This is a genomic window from Sphingomonas sp. (assembly GCF_042096255.1).
Taxonomy (GTDB): Bacteria; Pseudomonadota; Alphaproteobacteria; order Sphingomonadales; family Sphingomonadaceae; genus Sphingomonas.
The window spans coordinates 36,843-52,888 of sequence record NZ_JBELLZ010000015.1; the positions used below are offsets into that span (position 1 = coordinate 36,843).

Annotated in this window: 12 protein-coding genes and 4 pseudogenes; 10 read left to right on the forward strand and 6 right to left on the reverse strand. The window is 68.4% G+C overall.

Annotation, left to right across the window (positions count from 1 at the left end):
* From ACFDTH_RS04960 to ACFDTH_RS04975, 4 genes and pseudogenes are all read left to right on the forward strand, one after another.
* The gene (locus tag ACFDTH_RS04960; protein ID WP_375286401.1) at positions 1–1,371 is read left to right on the forward strand and encodes a sigma-54-dependent transcriptional regulator; all 1,371 of its coding nucleotides are present in this window, start codon (positions 1–3) and stop codon (positions 1,369–1,371) included.
* Between the two features lie 42 nt (positions 1,372–1,413).
* Positions 1,414–1,977: pseudogene (gene hfq, locus ACFDTH_RS04965) on the forward strand (RNA chaperone Hfq); the annotation flags it as partial.
* Positions 1,974–3,278 carry a GTPase HflX gene (hflX, locus tag ACFDTH_RS04970; RefSeq protein ID WP_375286402.1) on the forward strand — a complete coding sequence of 435 codons (1,305 nt, stop codon included), beginning with the start codon at positions 1,974–1,976 and terminating at the stop codon, positions 3,276–3,278. The pseudogene hfq and the gene hflX, both read left to right, overlap by 4 nt.
* 59 nt (positions 3,279–3,337) lie before the next feature.
* Positions 3,338–4,144 carry an isocitrate lyase/phosphoenolpyruvate mutase family protein gene (locus tag ACFDTH_RS04975; RefSeq protein WP_375286403.1) on the forward strand — a complete coding sequence of 269 codons (807 nt, stop codon included), beginning with the start codon at positions 3,338–3,340 and terminating at the stop codon, positions 4,142–4,144.
* 6 nt (positions 4,145–4,150) lie between these two features.
* Here ACFDTH_RS04975 and ACFDTH_RS04980 read toward each other — a convergent pair whose 3' ends face one another.
* From ACFDTH_RS04980 to ACFDTH_RS04995, 4 genes and pseudogenes are all read right to left on the reverse strand, one after another.
* Positions 4,151–5,299 (reverse strand): AAA family ATPase, encoded by a 1,149-nt coding sequence (locus tag ACFDTH_RS04980; protein ID WP_375286404.1) that lies wholly within the window; start codon positions 5,297–5,299, stop codon positions 4,151–4,153.
* Positions 5,296–6,060, reverse strand: coding sequence for a nucleoside triphosphate pyrophosphohydrolase (mazG, locus tag ACFDTH_RS04985; RefSeq protein WP_375286414.1), 765 nt, complete (start codon positions 6,058–6,060; stop codon positions 5,296–5,298). The genes ACFDTH_RS04980 and mazG overlap by 4 nt, the downstream gene beginning before the upstream one ends.
* A gap of 86 nt (positions 6,061–6,146) precedes the next feature.
* Positions 6,147–6,679 (reverse strand): annotated as a pseudogene (locus tag ACFDTH_RS04990) (Tn3 family transposase); the annotation flags it as partial.
* 27 nt (positions 6,680–6,706) lie between these two features.
* Positions 6,707–6,955 (reverse strand): annotated as a pseudogene (locus ACFDTH_RS04995) (IS110 family transposase); the annotation flags it as partial.
* Positions 6,956–7,110: 155 nt separating this feature from the next.
* Between ACFDTH_RS04995 and ACFDTH_RS05000 the strand changes: the two are divergent.
* Positions 7,111–7,422, forward strand: a pseudogene (locus ACFDTH_RS05000) (integrase core domain-containing protein); the annotation flags it as partial.
* A 50-nt stretch (positions 7,423–7,472) separates the two neighbouring features.
* Here the strand turns inward: ACFDTH_RS05000 and ACFDTH_RS05005 are convergent.
* Both ACFDTH_RS05005 and ACFDTH_RS05010 read right to left on the reverse strand, forming a co-directional pair.
* Positions 7,473–8,162 (reverse strand): UTRA domain-containing protein, encoded by a 690-nt coding sequence (locus tag ACFDTH_RS05005; RefSeq protein WP_375286405.1) that lies wholly within the window; start codon positions 8,160–8,162, stop codon positions 7,473–7,475.
* A complete protein-coding gene (locus ACFDTH_RS05010; protein ID WP_375286406.1) occupies positions 8,159–9,520 on the reverse strand; it encodes a formimidoylglutamate deiminase in 1,362 nt (453 codons plus the stop codon). The genes ACFDTH_RS05005 and ACFDTH_RS05010 overlap by 4 nt, the downstream gene beginning before the upstream one ends.
* 72 nt (positions 9,521–9,592) lie before the next feature.
* On the opposite strand from ACFDTH_RS05010, the gene hutI reads away from it, so the two are divergent.
* The 5 genes from hutI (at position 9,593) to ACFDTH_RS05035 (ending at position 15,994) form a co-directional block, all read left to right on the forward strand.
* Positions 9,593–10,792, forward strand: a complete 1,200-nt coding sequence (gene hutI / locus ACFDTH_RS05015; protein ID WP_375286407.1) for an imidazolonepropionase — start codon at positions 9,593–9,595, stop codon at positions 10,790–10,792.
* Positions 10,793–10,815: 23 nt separating this feature from the next.
* Complete coding sequence (gene hutU, locus ACFDTH_RS05020) at positions 10,816–12,471, forward strand: urocanate hydratase (RefSeq protein ID WP_375286408.1); 1,656 nt, start codon at positions 10,816–10,818, stop codon at positions 12,469–12,471.
* A 114-nt stretch (positions 12,472–12,585) separates the two neighbouring features.
* The gene (locus ACFDTH_RS05025; RefSeq protein ID WP_375286409.1) at positions 12,586–13,272 is read left to right on the forward strand and encodes a class I SAM-dependent methyltransferase; all 687 of its coding nucleotides are present in this window, start codon (positions 12,586–12,588) and stop codon (positions 13,270–13,272) included.
* Positions 13,269–14,348: a DUF917 domain-containing protein gene (locus ACFDTH_RS05030; protein ID WP_375286410.1), complete on the forward strand. Its 1,080-nt coding sequence runs from the start codon at positions 13,269–13,271 to the stop codon at positions 14,346–14,348. The genes ACFDTH_RS05025 and ACFDTH_RS05030 overlap by 4 nt, the downstream gene beginning before the upstream one ends.
* Positions 14,345–15,994, forward strand: a complete 1,650-nt coding sequence (locus ACFDTH_RS05035; RefSeq protein ID WP_375286411.1) for a urocanate hydratase — start codon at positions 14,345–14,347, stop codon at positions 15,992–15,994. The genes ACFDTH_RS05030 and ACFDTH_RS05035 overlap by 4 nt, the downstream gene beginning before the upstream one ends.
* The last annotated feature ends 52 nt before the right edge of the window (positions 15,995–16,046 follow it).

Consider the following 16,046-nt stretch of genomic DNA (forward strand, 5'->3'; position numbering starts at 1 on the left):
ATGGCGCTCGACATTCTCGTCGTCGACGACGAAGCCGACATCCGCGAACTCGTCGCCGGCGTGCTGGAGGACGAGGGCTATGAAACCCGCGCCGCGGCCGACAGCGATGCGACGCTGGAGGCGATCGCCGCTCGGCGGCCCAGCCTGGTGCTGCTCGACGTGTGGCTCCAGGGCTCACGGCTCGACGGCCTGTCGCTGCTCGACGAGATCAAGCGGCGCGATCCCTCAATCCCGGTGCTGGTGATCTCCGGGCACGGCAGCCTCGACACCGCCGTGGCGGCGATTCGAAAGGGCGCCTCGGACTTCATCGAGAAGCCGTTCCAGGCCGAGCGGCTGCTGTTCATGGTCGAGCGCGCCACCGAGACCGAGCGGCTGCGCCAGGAGGTCGCCTCGCTGCGCGCTACCGTCGGCCGCGACACCGACCTCACCGGCAGCTCGGGCGCGATCAACGGCGTGCGCGCGACCCTGAAGCGCGTGGCGGGCACCGGCAGCCGCGTGCTGATCACCGGGCCGGCCGGGGTTGGCAAGGAGGTGGCAGCGCGCCTGCTCCACACCTGGTCGCAGCGGGCGGCGCTGCCGTTCGTGATCGTCAGCGCCGCGCGGATGACGCCCGACCGGGTTGAGGAGGAACTGTTCGGGGTAGAGGAGGGGGGGGACCTCGTCCGTACCGGCCTGCTCGAGCAGGCGCATGGCGGCACCCTGTTCCTCGACGAGATTGCCGACATGCCGGTCGCCACCCAGGCGCGGATCCTGCGCGTGCTGACCGACCAGAGCTTCACCCGCGTCGGCGGCACCCGCGTGGTGAAGGTCGACGTGCGTGTCGTTTCCGGCACCTCGCGCGACCTGCGCGAGGAGATTGCGGAAGGGCGGTTCCGCGAGGACCTCTACTACCGGCTGAACGTCGTGCCGGTCATGATCCCCGCCCTGGCCGAGCGGCGCGAGGACATCCCCGCACTGGTCGATCATTTCATCGCCCATTACGCCAGCGAGCGCCGCGTACCGACGCCGGAGGTTGCCCCAGACGCGATGGTGGCGCTGCAATCCTATGACTGGCCCGGCAACGTCCGCCAACTGCGCAACGTAGTGGAGCGCACCATCATCCTCGCCCCCGGCGACCGGATCGGACGCATCGACCTCGACCTGCTGCCGCCCGAGGTGCTGGGTGATCAGGACATGGGCGCGGGCGCGACCGCGATCATGGGGGCGCCGCTACGCGAGGCGCGCGAGACGTTCGAGCGCGAATACCTGCGCGTCCAGATCCGTCGCTTCTCCGGCAACATCAGCCGTACCGCCAGCTTCATCGGAATGGAGCGGTCCGCGCTGCACCGGAAGCTCAAGCTGCTCGGCATCACCGAAACGCGCGACGACTAGACGCCCGCCGCGCGAGGGCCTACCTCCGCCCGGCGCTTCGAGCGTGCTCTCCGACGCCGGGAAACGGCGCAACCTGCGGGCTACGGTCCCGCCAGTAAAAGGACACCCAAGGTGGCCGACAAGCAGACCTCCCTCCAGGACCTGTTCCTGAACGCCCTGCGCAAGGGCAAGACCCCCGTCACCATGTTCCTTGTCAAGGGCGTGAAGCTCCAGGGCATCGTCACCTGGTTCGACAACTTCAGCGTGCTGCTCCGCCGCGATGGCCAGAGCCAGCTGATCTACAAGCACGCGATCTCCACGATCATGCCAAATGGCCAGATCGATCTCGCCGCCATTTCCAACGCCATGCCGGCCGAGGCGTCCAAGAAGCAGCCGCTGCTCCAGGACATCTTCCTGAATGCGGTGCGCAAGTCCGACGACATGGTGACGATGTTCCTGGTCAACGGCGTCATGCTTCAGGGCCACATCCTCGCCTTCGACCTGTTTTGCATGCTGCTCCACCGCGACGGCGCCAGCCAGCTGGTGTACAAGCACGCGGTGTCCACGGTGCAGCCGGCGCGGCCGCTCGACCTTGCCGCCGAACAGGCGGGAACGGACGAAGATTGAGCATCTCCGGCGCGAGCGGGGGCTTCGACCGCGATAAGGAGGAGTTCGCCCGGGGTGCCCGCGCGATCGTGGTCTATCCCGATCTCGGCGGCTCCTCGCGCGATCCCGATGCGCGGCTGGAGGAGACCGCCGGGCTGGCGGCCGCGATCGGCGTCGAGGTGGTCGGCCGCCGCGCCGTCCGCGTCCGCGCTCCGCGCGCCGCGACGCTGATCGGATCGGGTCAGGTCGAGGAACTCGCCACGCTCGGCCGGATGGACGAGGCGGGGCTGTTCGTGTTCGACGCGGCGCTCACCCCGATCCAGCAGCGCAATCTGGAGACTGCGCTGGAAGCCAAGGTGATCGACCGCACCGGGCTGATTCTGGAGATCTTCGGCGAGCGCGCCGCCACCGCCGAAGGGCGGCTACAGGTCGAGCTCGCCCACCTCGACTATCAGGCCGGCCGGCTGGTTCGCTCCTGGACCCACTTGGAACGCCAGCGCGGCGGCTTCGGCTTTCTCGGCGGCCCAGGCGAAACCCAGATCGAGGCCGACCGCCGGCTGATCCGCGACCGCATGGCGCGGCTCAGGCGCGAACTCGATCAGGTCACGCGTACCCGCGGCCTCCACCGCGAACGCCGCCAGCGCGCACCATGGCCGGTGATCGCGCTGGTCGGCTACACCAATGCGGGCAAGTCGACGCTGTTCAACCGGCTGACCGGCGCGACGGTGATGGCCGAGGACCTGCTGTTCGCCACGCTCGACCCGACGTTGCGCCAGATCAGCCTTCCAGGAATTGACAAGGCAATTCTCTCCGACACGGTGGGCTTCGTCTCCGAATTGCCGACACAGCTGGTCGCCGCGTTCAAGGCGACGCTGGAGGAGGTGGTCTCCGCCGACCTGCTGATCCACGTCCGCGATGTCGCACATCCCGACAGCGCCGCGCAGAAGGCCGATGTCGAGCAGGTCCTCGCCGACATCGGCGTGGGCGAGGGGACGCCGGTGATCGAGGCGTGGAACAAGCTCGACCTGTTAAGCGGCGAGGTACGCGACGATCTGCTCGCCGAGGCGGCACGGCGCGAGGACGTCATGGCGCTGTCGGCGCTGAGTGGAGAAGGGGTGGACAATCTGATTGCCACCGTCGCCGGCCGGCTGACCGAGGGACATCAGCGCTACACGATCACGCTGGACGCGGGCAATGGCGCCGGCGCGGCCTGGCTGCACCAGCATGGCGAGGTGCTGGACCATGCGATCGAGGGCGCACGCGCGGTGTACGAGGTACGGATGGCACCGAAGGACTACGAACGCTTCGCGACGCGCGACTGACTGGACTCCGGCCCCGCGATGGTGAACCCTCCTATCGAGGTTTCGGGACGGAGGCTGACATGAACCAGGCCGAGGCATATCGACGTTTCCGCACGCTGCACGAGGAACGCCGCCCGTTCATCATGCCCAACGCCTGGGATGCGGCGTCCGCGATCGTGCTGAAGCAAGCCGGGTTCGAAGCGTTGGGCACATCCTCCGCGGCGATCGCCTGGGCGCTCGGTCGACAGGATGGCGTTCGCGCTGTCACCCGTGCGGAGGCGATCGCGAACGGCGCGCTGATCGGCACGGCGTCAGGCTTGCCGGTGAACGGAGACCTGGAAGACGGGTTCGGCGCGACCCCCGAGGATTGTGTCGCCACCGTCGAGGCGGCGATCGCGGGCGGGCTGGCGGGGCTCGGCATCGAGGACACGACCGCGGATGCGGCCGATCCGATCCACGGGTTGGACCATGCGGTCACCCGGGTGCGCGCCGCAGCCAAGGCGGCGCAGGATCGTATCCTGCTCACCGGGCGCACCGATCTGCTGCTCCACGGTCGCGGCGGGGTCGACGAGGCGATCGCGCGGCTGGTCGCTTTTGCCGAGGCAGGTGCCGACGTGCTCTACGCGCCCGGGCTGCGCGACATTGACTCCGTTTGTGCGGTGGTTGCCGCGGTGGCGCCGCGCCCGGTCAACGTGCTCGCCAGCCCGGCGCTGCCGCTGGACGCACTGGCTGAGGCGGGCGTGGCGCGGATCAGCCTCGGCGCCACGCTCTACACCGCGGCGCTGGGCGGCCTGAAGGACGCCGCCGATGCGCTCGCCCGCGGGGACATGGCGACCGGTGCGAAGGGTATGCCGATGGGCGGGGTGCTGGGCGCCCTGCCGAGGTAGCGGCGCTCAGCGTTTGGGCCACGTCCAATCCGTTCGGCTTTCCGGTGGGACACACGTTTCGCCGTGGTCCTTGGTCAATCGGATGTGGCGTGCTTCCTCTTGGCCCTCCAGTGCATCGATCAGGCCCTCCGAGTGCGAGATCACCACGATCTGTGCGTCTCGCACGGCTCGGCACAACAGGCGCCCGAGCGGCGCGATCAGATCGACGTGCAGCCCCGCTTCGGGCTCATTGAGCACCATCAGCTCGGGCGGACGGGGAGTCAGCAGCGCAGCGGCAAGCAGGATATAGCGTAGCGTTCCTTCGGAGAGTTCGGCGGCACGCAGCGGGCGCAGCAGGCCATGCTGGTGCATCCGCAACTCGAACGGGTCGGCCACGCTCAGGCCTGCGCCCGGGAAGGCGTCGGCAATCGTTTCGTCCAGCGCTTCGGCGTCGCCGATCTCCACGATCGTCTGCACCGCTGCGGCAAGGTCGCTGCCGTCGTCGGCGAGGGAAGGGGTGAAGGTGCCCACCTGCGGTCGCCGGGCGGGCGCCGCTCGATCTGCGCGCAGGTCATCGTAGAAGCGCCAGCCGCGGATGCGGTCACGCAACTGGGCGAGCTCGAAACCGTCGGCTGAGCCGGCCGCATGCGTCATCATGCTATCGGTTCCGGCGAGCGTGCGCAGCAATTCCTGCCACGCGCCGTCTTCCCGGCGGCGCAGCCGGACCAAAGGGCCGCGACGCTCCGCGATCAGCGATCCGCGGGTCGGTCGATCACCGATCCAGGCAGCCTCCACCTTGAACTCCGGATCATGGGCGAAGCGGGAGCCGGACGGAATCGGCAGGCCGAGATCGACCGCATAGCCGTAGTCATCGCTGGCGAAGCCGAGCCGCAGCGCGACCGGGCCCGTGCGCTGCGTGCCCTGGATCGGCACTGCTCCGGATCGCATCCGTGCGCTGAGCGCTTCCGGCCCGGCCCATAAAGTCGAGGCAAGCCCGCCTTCGGCTGCTAGCGACGCGATCATGCGTCCCTGTGCCGCCTCCGCTAGCAGTCGAAGCGAGCGGTAGAGGCTCGACTTGCCGCTGCCGTTGGCGCCCGAGATAATGGTGAGCCGGCCAAGCGAGAGGGCGATGTCGCGCAGCGAGCGATAGCCCGATACGGCGAGCGTGGTGATCATCCGGACTCGGCCACGGCATGCGCCTTGGCTGCGCGCCAGAGAGCCTCCTTCTCGTCCAGCGACAGGTTGGCGAAGCGCGGATCGGCCGCCTCCATGGCACGAAAGCGTCGCTCGAACTTGTCGTTGGCCACCCGCAGCGCCGCCTCGGAATCGACGCCTTTGTGCCGCGCCCAGTTCACCACCGAGAACAGCAGGTCGCCGATCTCTTCCTCAAGCATGTCTGAGGAAGCATCCTCAACTTCCCGCAACTCCTCGTCGATCTTGGCCCGTGGGCCGCTTGCATCGGGCCAGTCGAAGCCGACGCGGGCTGCGCGCTTCTGGAGCTTCTCGGCGCGCAGCAGCGCGGGCAGGCCGAGCGCGACCCCGGCGAGGGCGCTCGCATCCGCTTTGGCGGCGCGCTCCTCGGCCTTGATCTGCTCCCACAAGTGATGGCCACCCTCCATGGTGTCGCCGAAGATGTGGGGGTGGCGGCGCTCCATCTTGTCGGCGATCGCGGTGGCAACATCGTCAAAGGCGAAGGCACCGGCTTCCTCGGCCATACGGCTGTGGAAGATCACCTGGAGCAGCAGGTCGCCGAGTTCGTCCTTGAGGTCGGCTATGTCGCCACGCGCGCAAGCGTCGGCGACTTCATAGGCTTCCTCAATCGTGTAGGGTGCGATGGAGGCGAAGCTCTGTGCTCGATCCCATTCACAGCCGTCCGGACCGCGCAGCCGTGCCATGATCGCGCGCAGACGATCGATAGGGGGCTCTCTCTCAGACATCGTGTTCCCGCTGATTAGAAAAGCCACATTCCGCAGCGGATAGAAAGGGGGCGTTTGCGGGAGGGGGCGAAATTCTCGGTTAAGGATTTTGGCCAACGACATTCGCCGGTCAGGTTAGTCTGCTTCCATCCCAGCGGCGAGACATGGGCGAGGAGATCGGGCGGGACGACAGCGCCGTCAGCGGCCAGGCTGCTGACGACATATCCGAGCTTCATCGTGTTCCAGAAGATGATGATGGCGGCCAGCTAGTTCATGCCGGCCATGCGATAATGCTGGCCTTCGCCTGATCGGCCCCGGATTTCACCACGCTGATGGAAGCTGATGACGCGCTTCAGGGCATGGTGGGCTTCACCTTCATTGAGACCGTTCTGGACCTGGCGTTGCAACCCGCGTCGAGAATCCAGTCGATTAAGGACAAGGTTCGTTCAACCCGGCCAACTTCCCGAAGGGGTAGGGCGAACTCCGTCTGGCGAGGATAACAGGCCAACTTGCGCAGAATCTGGCTGGGGGCGACGATACCTGCCGCGATCGTTGCTATGACGCGCAGGATGGCGGGCCAGTTCCGCTCGATGAGCGGCTCATTCATTTTCCCGCCGACTAGACTACGCACATTGGCGGGCGTTGTGCCACGGGCGAAGGCATAGATCCCCGCCGTCAGCAATCGGTGCGCCAGCGTGCGATGGTAATTACCCGTCGCCTCGAACCCGACGATAATGGGGCGCCCGATCCCAGCGAGTTGCTCGGCAAAGCCCTCATAGTCCTGTCTGGTCGCCATGACGGTCATCCGCCGGCGCCGGCCGCCTTCCGGTCGCTCGATGCGGACCTCCTGCCGGTTCTTGGACATTTCGATGGCTACCAGCACGGCGCCGGCGGGCGTAGAGGTGAGCTTGGTCATGGTCGGTCGGCCTCCAAAGTGTTGTCTCGACAACCTCACTTTAGATACCGGCTGACCGGCCATAGCGGGCGAGCCAGCGCTTCCCAACGTGCTACGGCATCCAATTTGCCGAGCAGCCTCGCAACCGCAACATCGCCTGATCGCGCCAGATGCGCTTCGACATGATCTGTGAGGCGAACGACATCGAGCACCGGCTCAGCAAACCGAAACATCCGTGGACCAACGGCCAGGTCGAGCGGATGAACCGCACCATCAAGGAAGCCACGGTCAAACGCTTCCACTAAGAGAGCCACGACCAGCTTCGGCCGCACCTCGCCGACTTCATGGCCGCCTATAACGTCGCCCGCCGGCTCAAGACGCTCAGCGGCCTCACACCCTACGAATACATCGCCAGAGTCTGGGCGTCAGAGCCAGACCGGTTCATCATCAACCCGATCCACCAGATGCAGGGACTAAACATCGGCTAGCAAATGGTCGCAGTCGTTCGACAGTCGTTCGACAGGACCGGCCATGCCCGTCAACCGACCGACAAAAGCGCGTGATCCCCCGAATAAGTTTGGCGAACGTAGGTCAGCCGTTCGCGCGTGCGCCACGTCCAGCGTTCGATCGTCAGGCACGGCGCCTCCGCGGCCACGCCGAGCAGGGCGGCGTCTGGCCCCGCGATCGTCGCCGAGATGCGGTGCGTCGCGTCCGTCCAAGGCACGTGTTCCAGCAGCCAGCGGCCGGGGCTTTCCCGCGCGAAGTTCACGGTGCGCGCCGCCGGAACGAGGGTCAAGTTGATCAGCCGTCGTTCCAGCGCAAACGGCCGCAGGCCCGCGCGGTGCAGGCAGGCGAGGTCCAGCACTGGCCCGCCGGCAATCAAAAGGCGTCTGCAATCGTCCGCAGTTGCTTCGCGCTCGACATGGCGGAGCAGGTCTAGCCCGTGTGAATTCCCGCGCGACTCGATCTCAGCGGCGACATCAGGAATCTCAACCACCGCGCGATGTACCGTTGGCGCCGCAACGAAGCTGCCCGCGCGTCGCCGCCGCTCGATCATGCCAAAGCCGACCAGCGCGGAAAGCGCCTTGTTCACCGTCATGCGCGAGCAGGCATATTCGGCCATCAGCGCCTGTTCGGTGGGCAGGCGGCGGCCGGCCTCCCATGCGCCGGACATGATCCGTGCCTCGACGTCACGGCGGATGCGATCGTGGAGCGGGGCGGGCTTCATTCGACGATCTCGGCCAGCGTCCGGCGATAACGGTTGACGATGCAGGCGCGATCGAAGTGCCGGCCGTCCGCGACGACGCGTCGGCCCCGGCGCCATATGCTGTCGATCGCACCCTGCCGCGCCGCGAAGACGAGACCGTCGAGCAGCGCGTCGCCCGAGCGCGCGGCGAGTGCGGGGTGATCGCGATCGAGCGTCACAAAATCCGCGGGGGCGTCGATCGCGAGCCCGGCCGGCGCGCCCAAAGCCTGCGCGCCACCGACAAGCGCACCGCGGTACAGGGATGCGCCACACGAGGCGCCTGGCGGAGCCAGCATTGTGCGCGATCGGGTCATCAGGCGCTGGCCATATTCGAACAGGCGCAGTTCCTCCGCCATGTTGATCAGGACATTCGAATCCGAGCCGATCCCCCAGCATCCTCCCGCCACGAGGAAATCGATCGCGGGGAACAGGCCGTCCCCCAGGTTCGCCTCGGTGATCGGGCACAGGCCGGCGACAACGCCGCGCGCTGCCATTTCGGCGGTCTCCGCGCCGGTCATGTGGGTGGCGTGGACGAAGCACCAGCGGCGGTCGACAGGCATGGTCGCGAGCAGCCATTCGACCGGGCGCCGGCCGGACCATGCCAGGCAATCCGCCACCTCGCGCATTTGTTCGGCGATATGGATGTGGATCGGGCCCTCGGCCATCGGCACGAGGGCGGCGAGTTCGTCCGGCGTCACTGCGCGAAGGCTGTGCGGGGCGATGCCGAGTACCGCATCGGGCAGGGTGGCGAGCACATCGGGCAGCCGATCGAGCAGCCTCGCGAAGCCGTCCAGATCATGGACGAAGCGACGTTGCCCCTCGCCCGGCGGGGTGCCGCCGAAGCCGGCGTGCGCATAGAAGACCGGCAGATGGGTGAGAGCGATGCCGGTATCGGCCGCCGCTGCAACGATCGCGGCGCTCATCTCGGCCGGATCGCCGAAGGCGTTGCCGTCGCGGTCATGGTGGAGGTAATGGAACTCGCCGACACGGGTGAAGCCGGCCTCCAGCATCTCCATATAGGCCAGCGCGGCGATGGCATGGAGATGATCGGGGGTGAGGCGCCCGACAAAGCGGTACATTATCTCACGCCAACCCCAGAAATCGTCGTCGCTCCGTCCGCGCGTCTCGGCCAGCCCCGCCATGCCCCGCTGGAACGCGTGGCTGTGCAGGTTGGGCATGCCCGGCAACAGGATAGCGAGGCGCTCGTCTTCCCGCCTCGGGTCGGAACCGGTCTCGATACGGGCGATGCGGCCGTCCGCGACCTCGATCCGCACGTCGCTGGCCCAGCCTTCGGGCAGCAGGGCTTCACGAGCGTGGAAGGCGGCATGTGCGTCGGCCATCTCAGGTCTCCCGCAATAATGTCTATACATAAGCGGGCTTCGGTGCAATGTTCGGTACCTGGAGGCTGCGGCATGCAATGCGATCGGCTCTGGAAGGACGCGCGGCTTGCGACCATGGCGGGCGACGGGCTCGGTTTGGTCGAGGATGGCGTGATCGCGGCGACGGGCGGCCGGATCGTCCATGCCGGTCCCGCGGCCGACGCACCTCGGTTCGAAGCAGCCGAGGTGATCGCGTGCGACGGGCGCTGGATCACGCCCGGCTTGATCGATTGCCACACCCATCTGGTCCATGCCGGCGATCGCGCCCACGAGTTCGAGCTGCGGCTGGCGGGTGCATCCTATGAGGAGATCGCCCGGGCCGGCGGCGGGATTGCCTCAACCGTTACCGCCACGCGCGCGGCGAGCGAGGCGGCGCTGATCTCCAGCGCGCTGCCCCGCCTCGATGCGCTAATCGCCGAGGGCGCGACCACGGTGGAGGTGAAGTCCGGCTACGGTCTTTCCGTCGAATCGGAGATGCGGATGCTGCGCGCCGCGCGGGCGCTGGGCGACACGCGGCCGGTGCGGATCGCGACCACCTTCCTCGGCGCGCATGCCCTGCCGCCCGAATATGCCGGCGATGCGGACGGCTATGTCGATCTGGTCTGCGACGAGATGCTGCCGGCCGCTGCCGCTGCGGGCCTGATCGATGCGGTGGATGCCTTCTGCGAGGGGATCGGCTTCACGACCGGCCAGACTGCGCGTGTCTTCGCGGCGGCGCGACGGCTGGGGTTGCCAGTGAAGCTGCATGCCGAACAGCTCTCCAACCTGCACGGCGCGCGGCTGGCCGCCCAGGCGGGGGCGCTGTCGGCCGATCATCTCGAATATCTCGACGAGGACGGCATCGCCGCCATGGCGGCCGCGGGAACGATCGCGACCCTGCTTCCCGGCGCCTACTACTTCACGCGTGAGACGAAGCTGCCGCCGATCGCAGGTCTGCGCGCGGCCGGCGTGCCGATCGCGCTGGCCACCGATTGCAACCCCGGCACCTCCCCACTCACCTCGCTGCTGCTGACGATGAACATGGCGGCGACGCTGTTCCGGATGACGGTGGAGGAATGCCTGCTGGGTGTGACGCGCCACGCCGGCACCGCGCTCGGCCTTTCGCGCGAGGCGGGCATGCTCGCGCCGGGCCTGAGCTGCGACCTCGCGATCTGGGACGTCGAGCGCCCGGCCGAGCTGGTCTATCGGATCGGCGCCAACCCCCTCCACGCCCGAGTGTTCAAAGGGCGATAACGCCAACAATCTCAGGAGCCTGCATGACACGCCTCGACAACAGCCGCGATATTCGGCCGGCGACCGGGACGGTGCTTTCGGCGCGGAGCTGGCTGACCGAGGCGCCGCTGCGGATGCTGATGAACAATCTGCACCCCGATGTTGCGGAGCGGCCCGAGGAGCTTGTCGTCTATGGCGGGATCGGCCGCGCGGCGCGCGACTGGGAAAGCTACGACCGGATCGTCGAGACGTTGCGCCGGCTGGGCGAGGACGAGACGCTGCTGGTCCAGTCCGGCAAGCCCGTCGGCGTGTTCCGCACGCATCCGGATGCGCCGCGCGTACTGATCGCCAACTCGAACCTGGTGCCGCAATGGGCGACGTGGGAGCATTTCGCCGAGCTCGATCGCAAGGGGCTGGCGATGTACGGCCAGATGACCGCGGGCAGCTGGATCTACATCGGCACGCAGGGGATCGTGCAGGGCACCTACGAGACCTTCGTCGAGATGGGCCGCCAGCATTACGGCGGCGACCTTTCCGGGCGCTGGCTGCTGACCGCGGGGTTGGGCGGGATGGGCGGCGCGCAGCCGCTGGCGGCAGTGATGGCCGGCGCCTCGTGCCTGGCGATCGAATGCCAGCCGAGCCGGATCGAGATGCGGCTGCGCACCGGATACCTCGATCATCAGGCCAGTACGATCGAGGAGGCACTGGCGATCATCGAGCGTGCCAGCGCGCCGGTATCCGTCGGTCTGCTGGGCAATGCTGCCGAACTGCTGCCCGAGATGTTCGCGCGCGGCATCCGGCCGGACCTGCTGACCGACCAGACCTCCGCGCACGATCCGGTCAACGGCTATCTCCCCGCCGGCTGGAGCGTGGCGGAATGGGTGGAGCGGCGCGAGCGCGATCCGCAGGCGGTCGCCGCCGCTGCCAAGGAATCGATGGCGGTGCACGTCCGCGCGATGCTGGATTTCCAGGCGGCCGGGGTGCCCACGGTCGATTACGGCAACAACATTCGCCAAGTCGCCAAGAACGAGGGGGTGGCCGATGCTTTCGCCTTCCCGGGCTTCGTCCCCGCGTACATCCGCCCGCTGTTCTGCCGCGGCATCGGTCCGTTCCGCTGGGCGGCGCTGTCGGGCGATCCAGAGGACATCTACCGCACCGATGCCAAGGTGAAGGAACTGCTGCCCGACGATGCGCACCTCCACCGCTGGCTGGACATGGCGCGCGAGCGGATCCGCTTCCAGAGCCTGCCGGCGCGGATCTGCTGGGTGGGCCTGGGTGATCGCCACCGGCTGGGCCTGGCCTTCAACGAGATGGTCGCGCGTGGGGAGCTGAAGGCGCCGATCGTGATCGGGCGCGACCATCTCGACAGCGGATCGGTCGCCAGCCCCAATCGCGAGACCGAGGCGATGCGCGACGAATCGGATGCGGTCTCGGACTGGCCGTTGCTCAACGCGCTGCTCAACACCGCCAGCGGCGCGACCTGGGTCTCGCTGCATCACGGCGGCGGCGTCGGCATGGGCTATTCGCAGCATTCAGGCATGGTGATCGTCGCCGACGGTACCGAAGCGGCAGCGCGCCGGCTGGAGCGGGTGTTGTGGAACGATCCCGCCACCGGCGTGATGCGCCATGCCGACGCCGGCTACCCGATCGCGCTGGACTGCGCGCGCGAGAAGGGGCTGGACCTGCCTGGCATCCTCTGACCCGTCGTGCGGTTTTGCCGATGCCCCTGATCGCCCCGCGATAGCGCCGCATGCTTGGCGGGGGCGCCACGCCTCCATAGGCTGAGCCCAAAGGGCAGCCATGGGGACAGGCGGATGACGGCGGATGGCGGACTGGACCGGGCGACGCGGATCGAGGCGATGCTCGAGATCGTCGGCGATGTCTCCGGCAAGCAGGTGATCGATATCGGTTGCGGCGAGGGGCAGGTGGCGCAGGCGCTGGCCGAGCGGGGCGCGCACGTGCTGGGCTTCGATCCGTTCATACCCGGCACCGACGAGATCGCCGTCGGCGAGGGCAGCTATCGCCTCCAGGTCGGCAGCGCCGATGCCTTGCCGGTCGGGGATGGCATTGCAGATGTCGTATTGTTCATGTTTTCCCTCCACCATGTCCCCGGCGCGATGATGCCGAGGGCGCTCGTCGAGGCGCGGCGGGTGCTGAGGCCGGGCGGGCAGCTGTGCGTGGTGGAGCCGATCGCCGACGGCCCCGCTCAATATGTGATGGCACCCTACCACGACGAAACCGCGGTGCGTGCCGACGCGCTCGCTGCGTTGGCGGACCATGCGACCCCGGCGTTCGCGAGCGAGCGGGTGCGGGTGTTCGCCGAGCCGCGCGCCTTCGCGGGCTTCGACGATTATGCCGGGCAGGCGATCGCGAACATGCGCTACACCGATTATGCCGAGGAGGCGGTGTTGAGCGCGGAGGTGCGCCGCCGCTTCGACGAGATGGCGGCGCTGCATGGGGGTCGGCTGGACCAGCCGGTGCGGATCAACCTCTACCAATGAGGCGCCGGCTGGTCCCAGCCGATGTCGAGGCCGCGGTGCTCGGCGGATCGGTGTTCGCCTGCGGGGGCGGGGGCTGGGCCGATCACGGCCGGATGCTCGGCAATGCCGCGATGGCGGTCGGCTCGCCTGAACTGATCTCCATCGACGAACTCTCCGACGACGCGTGGATCGCCACCGCCGCTGCGATTGGCGCGCCGGCGGGGACCACGCAGTGGGAGATGCGCGGGGAAGACTATGTCCGCGCGGTCGCGCTGCTGCAGGAGGCGCTGGGGATGCCGCTTGCGGGGCTGATCGTGGGCCAGAACGGCATGTCCAGCACGCTCAACGGCTGGCTGCCGGCGGTGACGCTCGGGATGGCGGTGGTGGACGCGGTCGGCGACGTGCGCGCTCATCCTACCGGTGACATGGGGTCGTTGGGGCTGGCGGGCAGTTCCGAGCCGATGATCCAGACCGCGGCGGGGGGGCATCGCGATTCTGGCGCGTACATCGAGCTGGTGACGCGCGGTGCGACCGCGCGCGTCTCGCCCGTTCTGCGCGCCGCAGCCGACCAGTCGGGCGGGTTCATCGCCAGCTGCCGCAACCCGATCCGCGCGGAATATGTGCGCGAGCATGCAGCGCTGGGCGGCATCTCGCTGGCGCTGGCGCTGGGCGAGGCGATCCTGGGCGCGGCGCCGGGCGGCGTGGTGGACGCGATCTGCGGGGTCACCGGCGGCACCATCCTGGCGCGCGGCAGGGTGGCGGAGAAGCAGGTGCGCTACACCGCGCAGGCATTCGACATCGGCACCATCCGGCTGGACGATGGCGCAGGCGGCAAGGTGCTGCACGTGATGAACGAATATATGGCGGTGGACGACGGCGCGGACGTGCGCCTGGCCACCTATCCGGACGTGATCACCACGCTGGATCCGGAGGGGCGGCCGGTCAGCGTCGGTCATGTCGAGGAGGGGGCGGAGGTGCTGGTGTTCCATATCCCCAAGGCGCGCATACCACTCAGTTCCTCGGTGCGCGATCCCAGTGTCTATCCGGTGGTGGAGCAGGCGCTGGGCATCTCGATCGCGGCGGAGGCGCTGGCGTGACGCGCACCTTCCCCGTCCCCTCAGGCAACGACCTGCGCTGCAGGGGCTGGCGGCAGGAGGGGCTGCTGCGCCTGCTGGAGAACGTGCTGGCGGTGGGCGAGGCGTCCGAGCAGTTGGTGGTCTATGCCGCGCTGGGCAAAGCGGCGCGCGACTGGCCCTCGCACGATGCGATCGTCGCGGCGCTGAAGGTGCTGGAAGATGACGAGACGCTTGTCGTCCAATCCGGCAAGCCGATTGGTGTGCTACGCACCCATGGGCGCGCGCCGGTGGTCATCATGGCCAATTGCAACATGGTGGGCCGCTGGGCGACGGCGGAGCACTTCTACGCGCTGGAGCGGGCGGGGCTGATCTGCTGGGGCGGGCTGACCGCGGGGGACTGGCAGTATATCGGCTCGCAGGGGGTGATCCAGGGCACCTACGAGATCCTGATGCGGATCGCAGAGCGGCATTTCGAGGGCGACCTCTCCGGCCGGCTGGTGCTGACCGCCGGGCTGGGCGGCATGGGCGGCGCGCAGCCGCTTGCGGGGCGGATGGCGGGCGCCACGATCCTGTGCGTCGAGGTGGACGCAAGCCGGATAGCCCGACGGCAGCAGGTCGGACTGCTCGATATGGTCGCGCGCGACCTGGACGAGGCGCTGGAGATGGCGGAGGAGGCGCGGTTGCAACGGCGCGCGGTCTCGATCGGCCTGTGCGCCAATGCCGCCGAGGTGTATCCGCAGATCCGTGCGCGCGGGATCGTGCCGGATGTGGTGACCGATCAGACCTCCGCGCACGACCTGGTCTATGGCTATATTCCGATCGGCGAGACGCCGGAAAGCGCGCGGGTGAAACGGGGCGACCCCACCGGGCTGATCGCCGCCGGGCAGCGCAGCATCGCGGCGCAGGTGCAGGCGATGCTGGATTTCCAGCGCGCTGGATCGGTGGTGTTCGACAATGGCAACCTGATCCGCAGCCAGGCGCAGGCGGGCGGCGTGGCCGATGCCTTCGACATCCCGATCTTCACCGAGGCCTACCTGCGCCCGTTGTTCAGCCGGGGGATCGGCCCGTTCCGCTGGATCGCGCTGACCGGTGAGCGCGACGATATCGCGCGGATCGACGCCTATCTGCTGGAGGCTTTCGCGGACAATCCCATCATCGCGCGCTGGATCGCACTGGCGCGCGAACATGTGCCGGTGGAGGGCCTGCCCGCGCGGATCGCGTGGCTGGGGCATGGCGAGCGCACGCGGCTGGCGCTGGCGGTGAACCGGATGGTGCGCGACCGCCTGCTGACCGGGCCGGTGGCGTTTACCCGCGATCACCTGGACGCGGGGGCGATGGCGCATCCCACGATCATGACCGAGCGGATGCGCGACGGCTCCGACGCAATCGCCGACTGGCCGCTGCTCGACGCGCTGGCGATGGCAAGCTCCCAGGCCGATCTGGTGGCCATCCATTCGGGTGGGGGCGGCTATGCCGGATTCATGACCAGCGCGGGGGTGACGATCATCGCCGACGGATCGCCGGAGGCCGACGAGCGGCTGGAACTGTCGCTGACCAACGATACCGCGCTGGGAGTGATGCGCTACGCCGATGCGGGCTATCCCGAGGCGCTGGACGAGGCGGCGACGAAGGGCATCCGCCGGTTCGACCTGACAGGCGCGGCATGAGCGAGGGGCGGCCGATCCCGCGCAAGGCGGTGGCGGCGGCGGCGATCGGCAA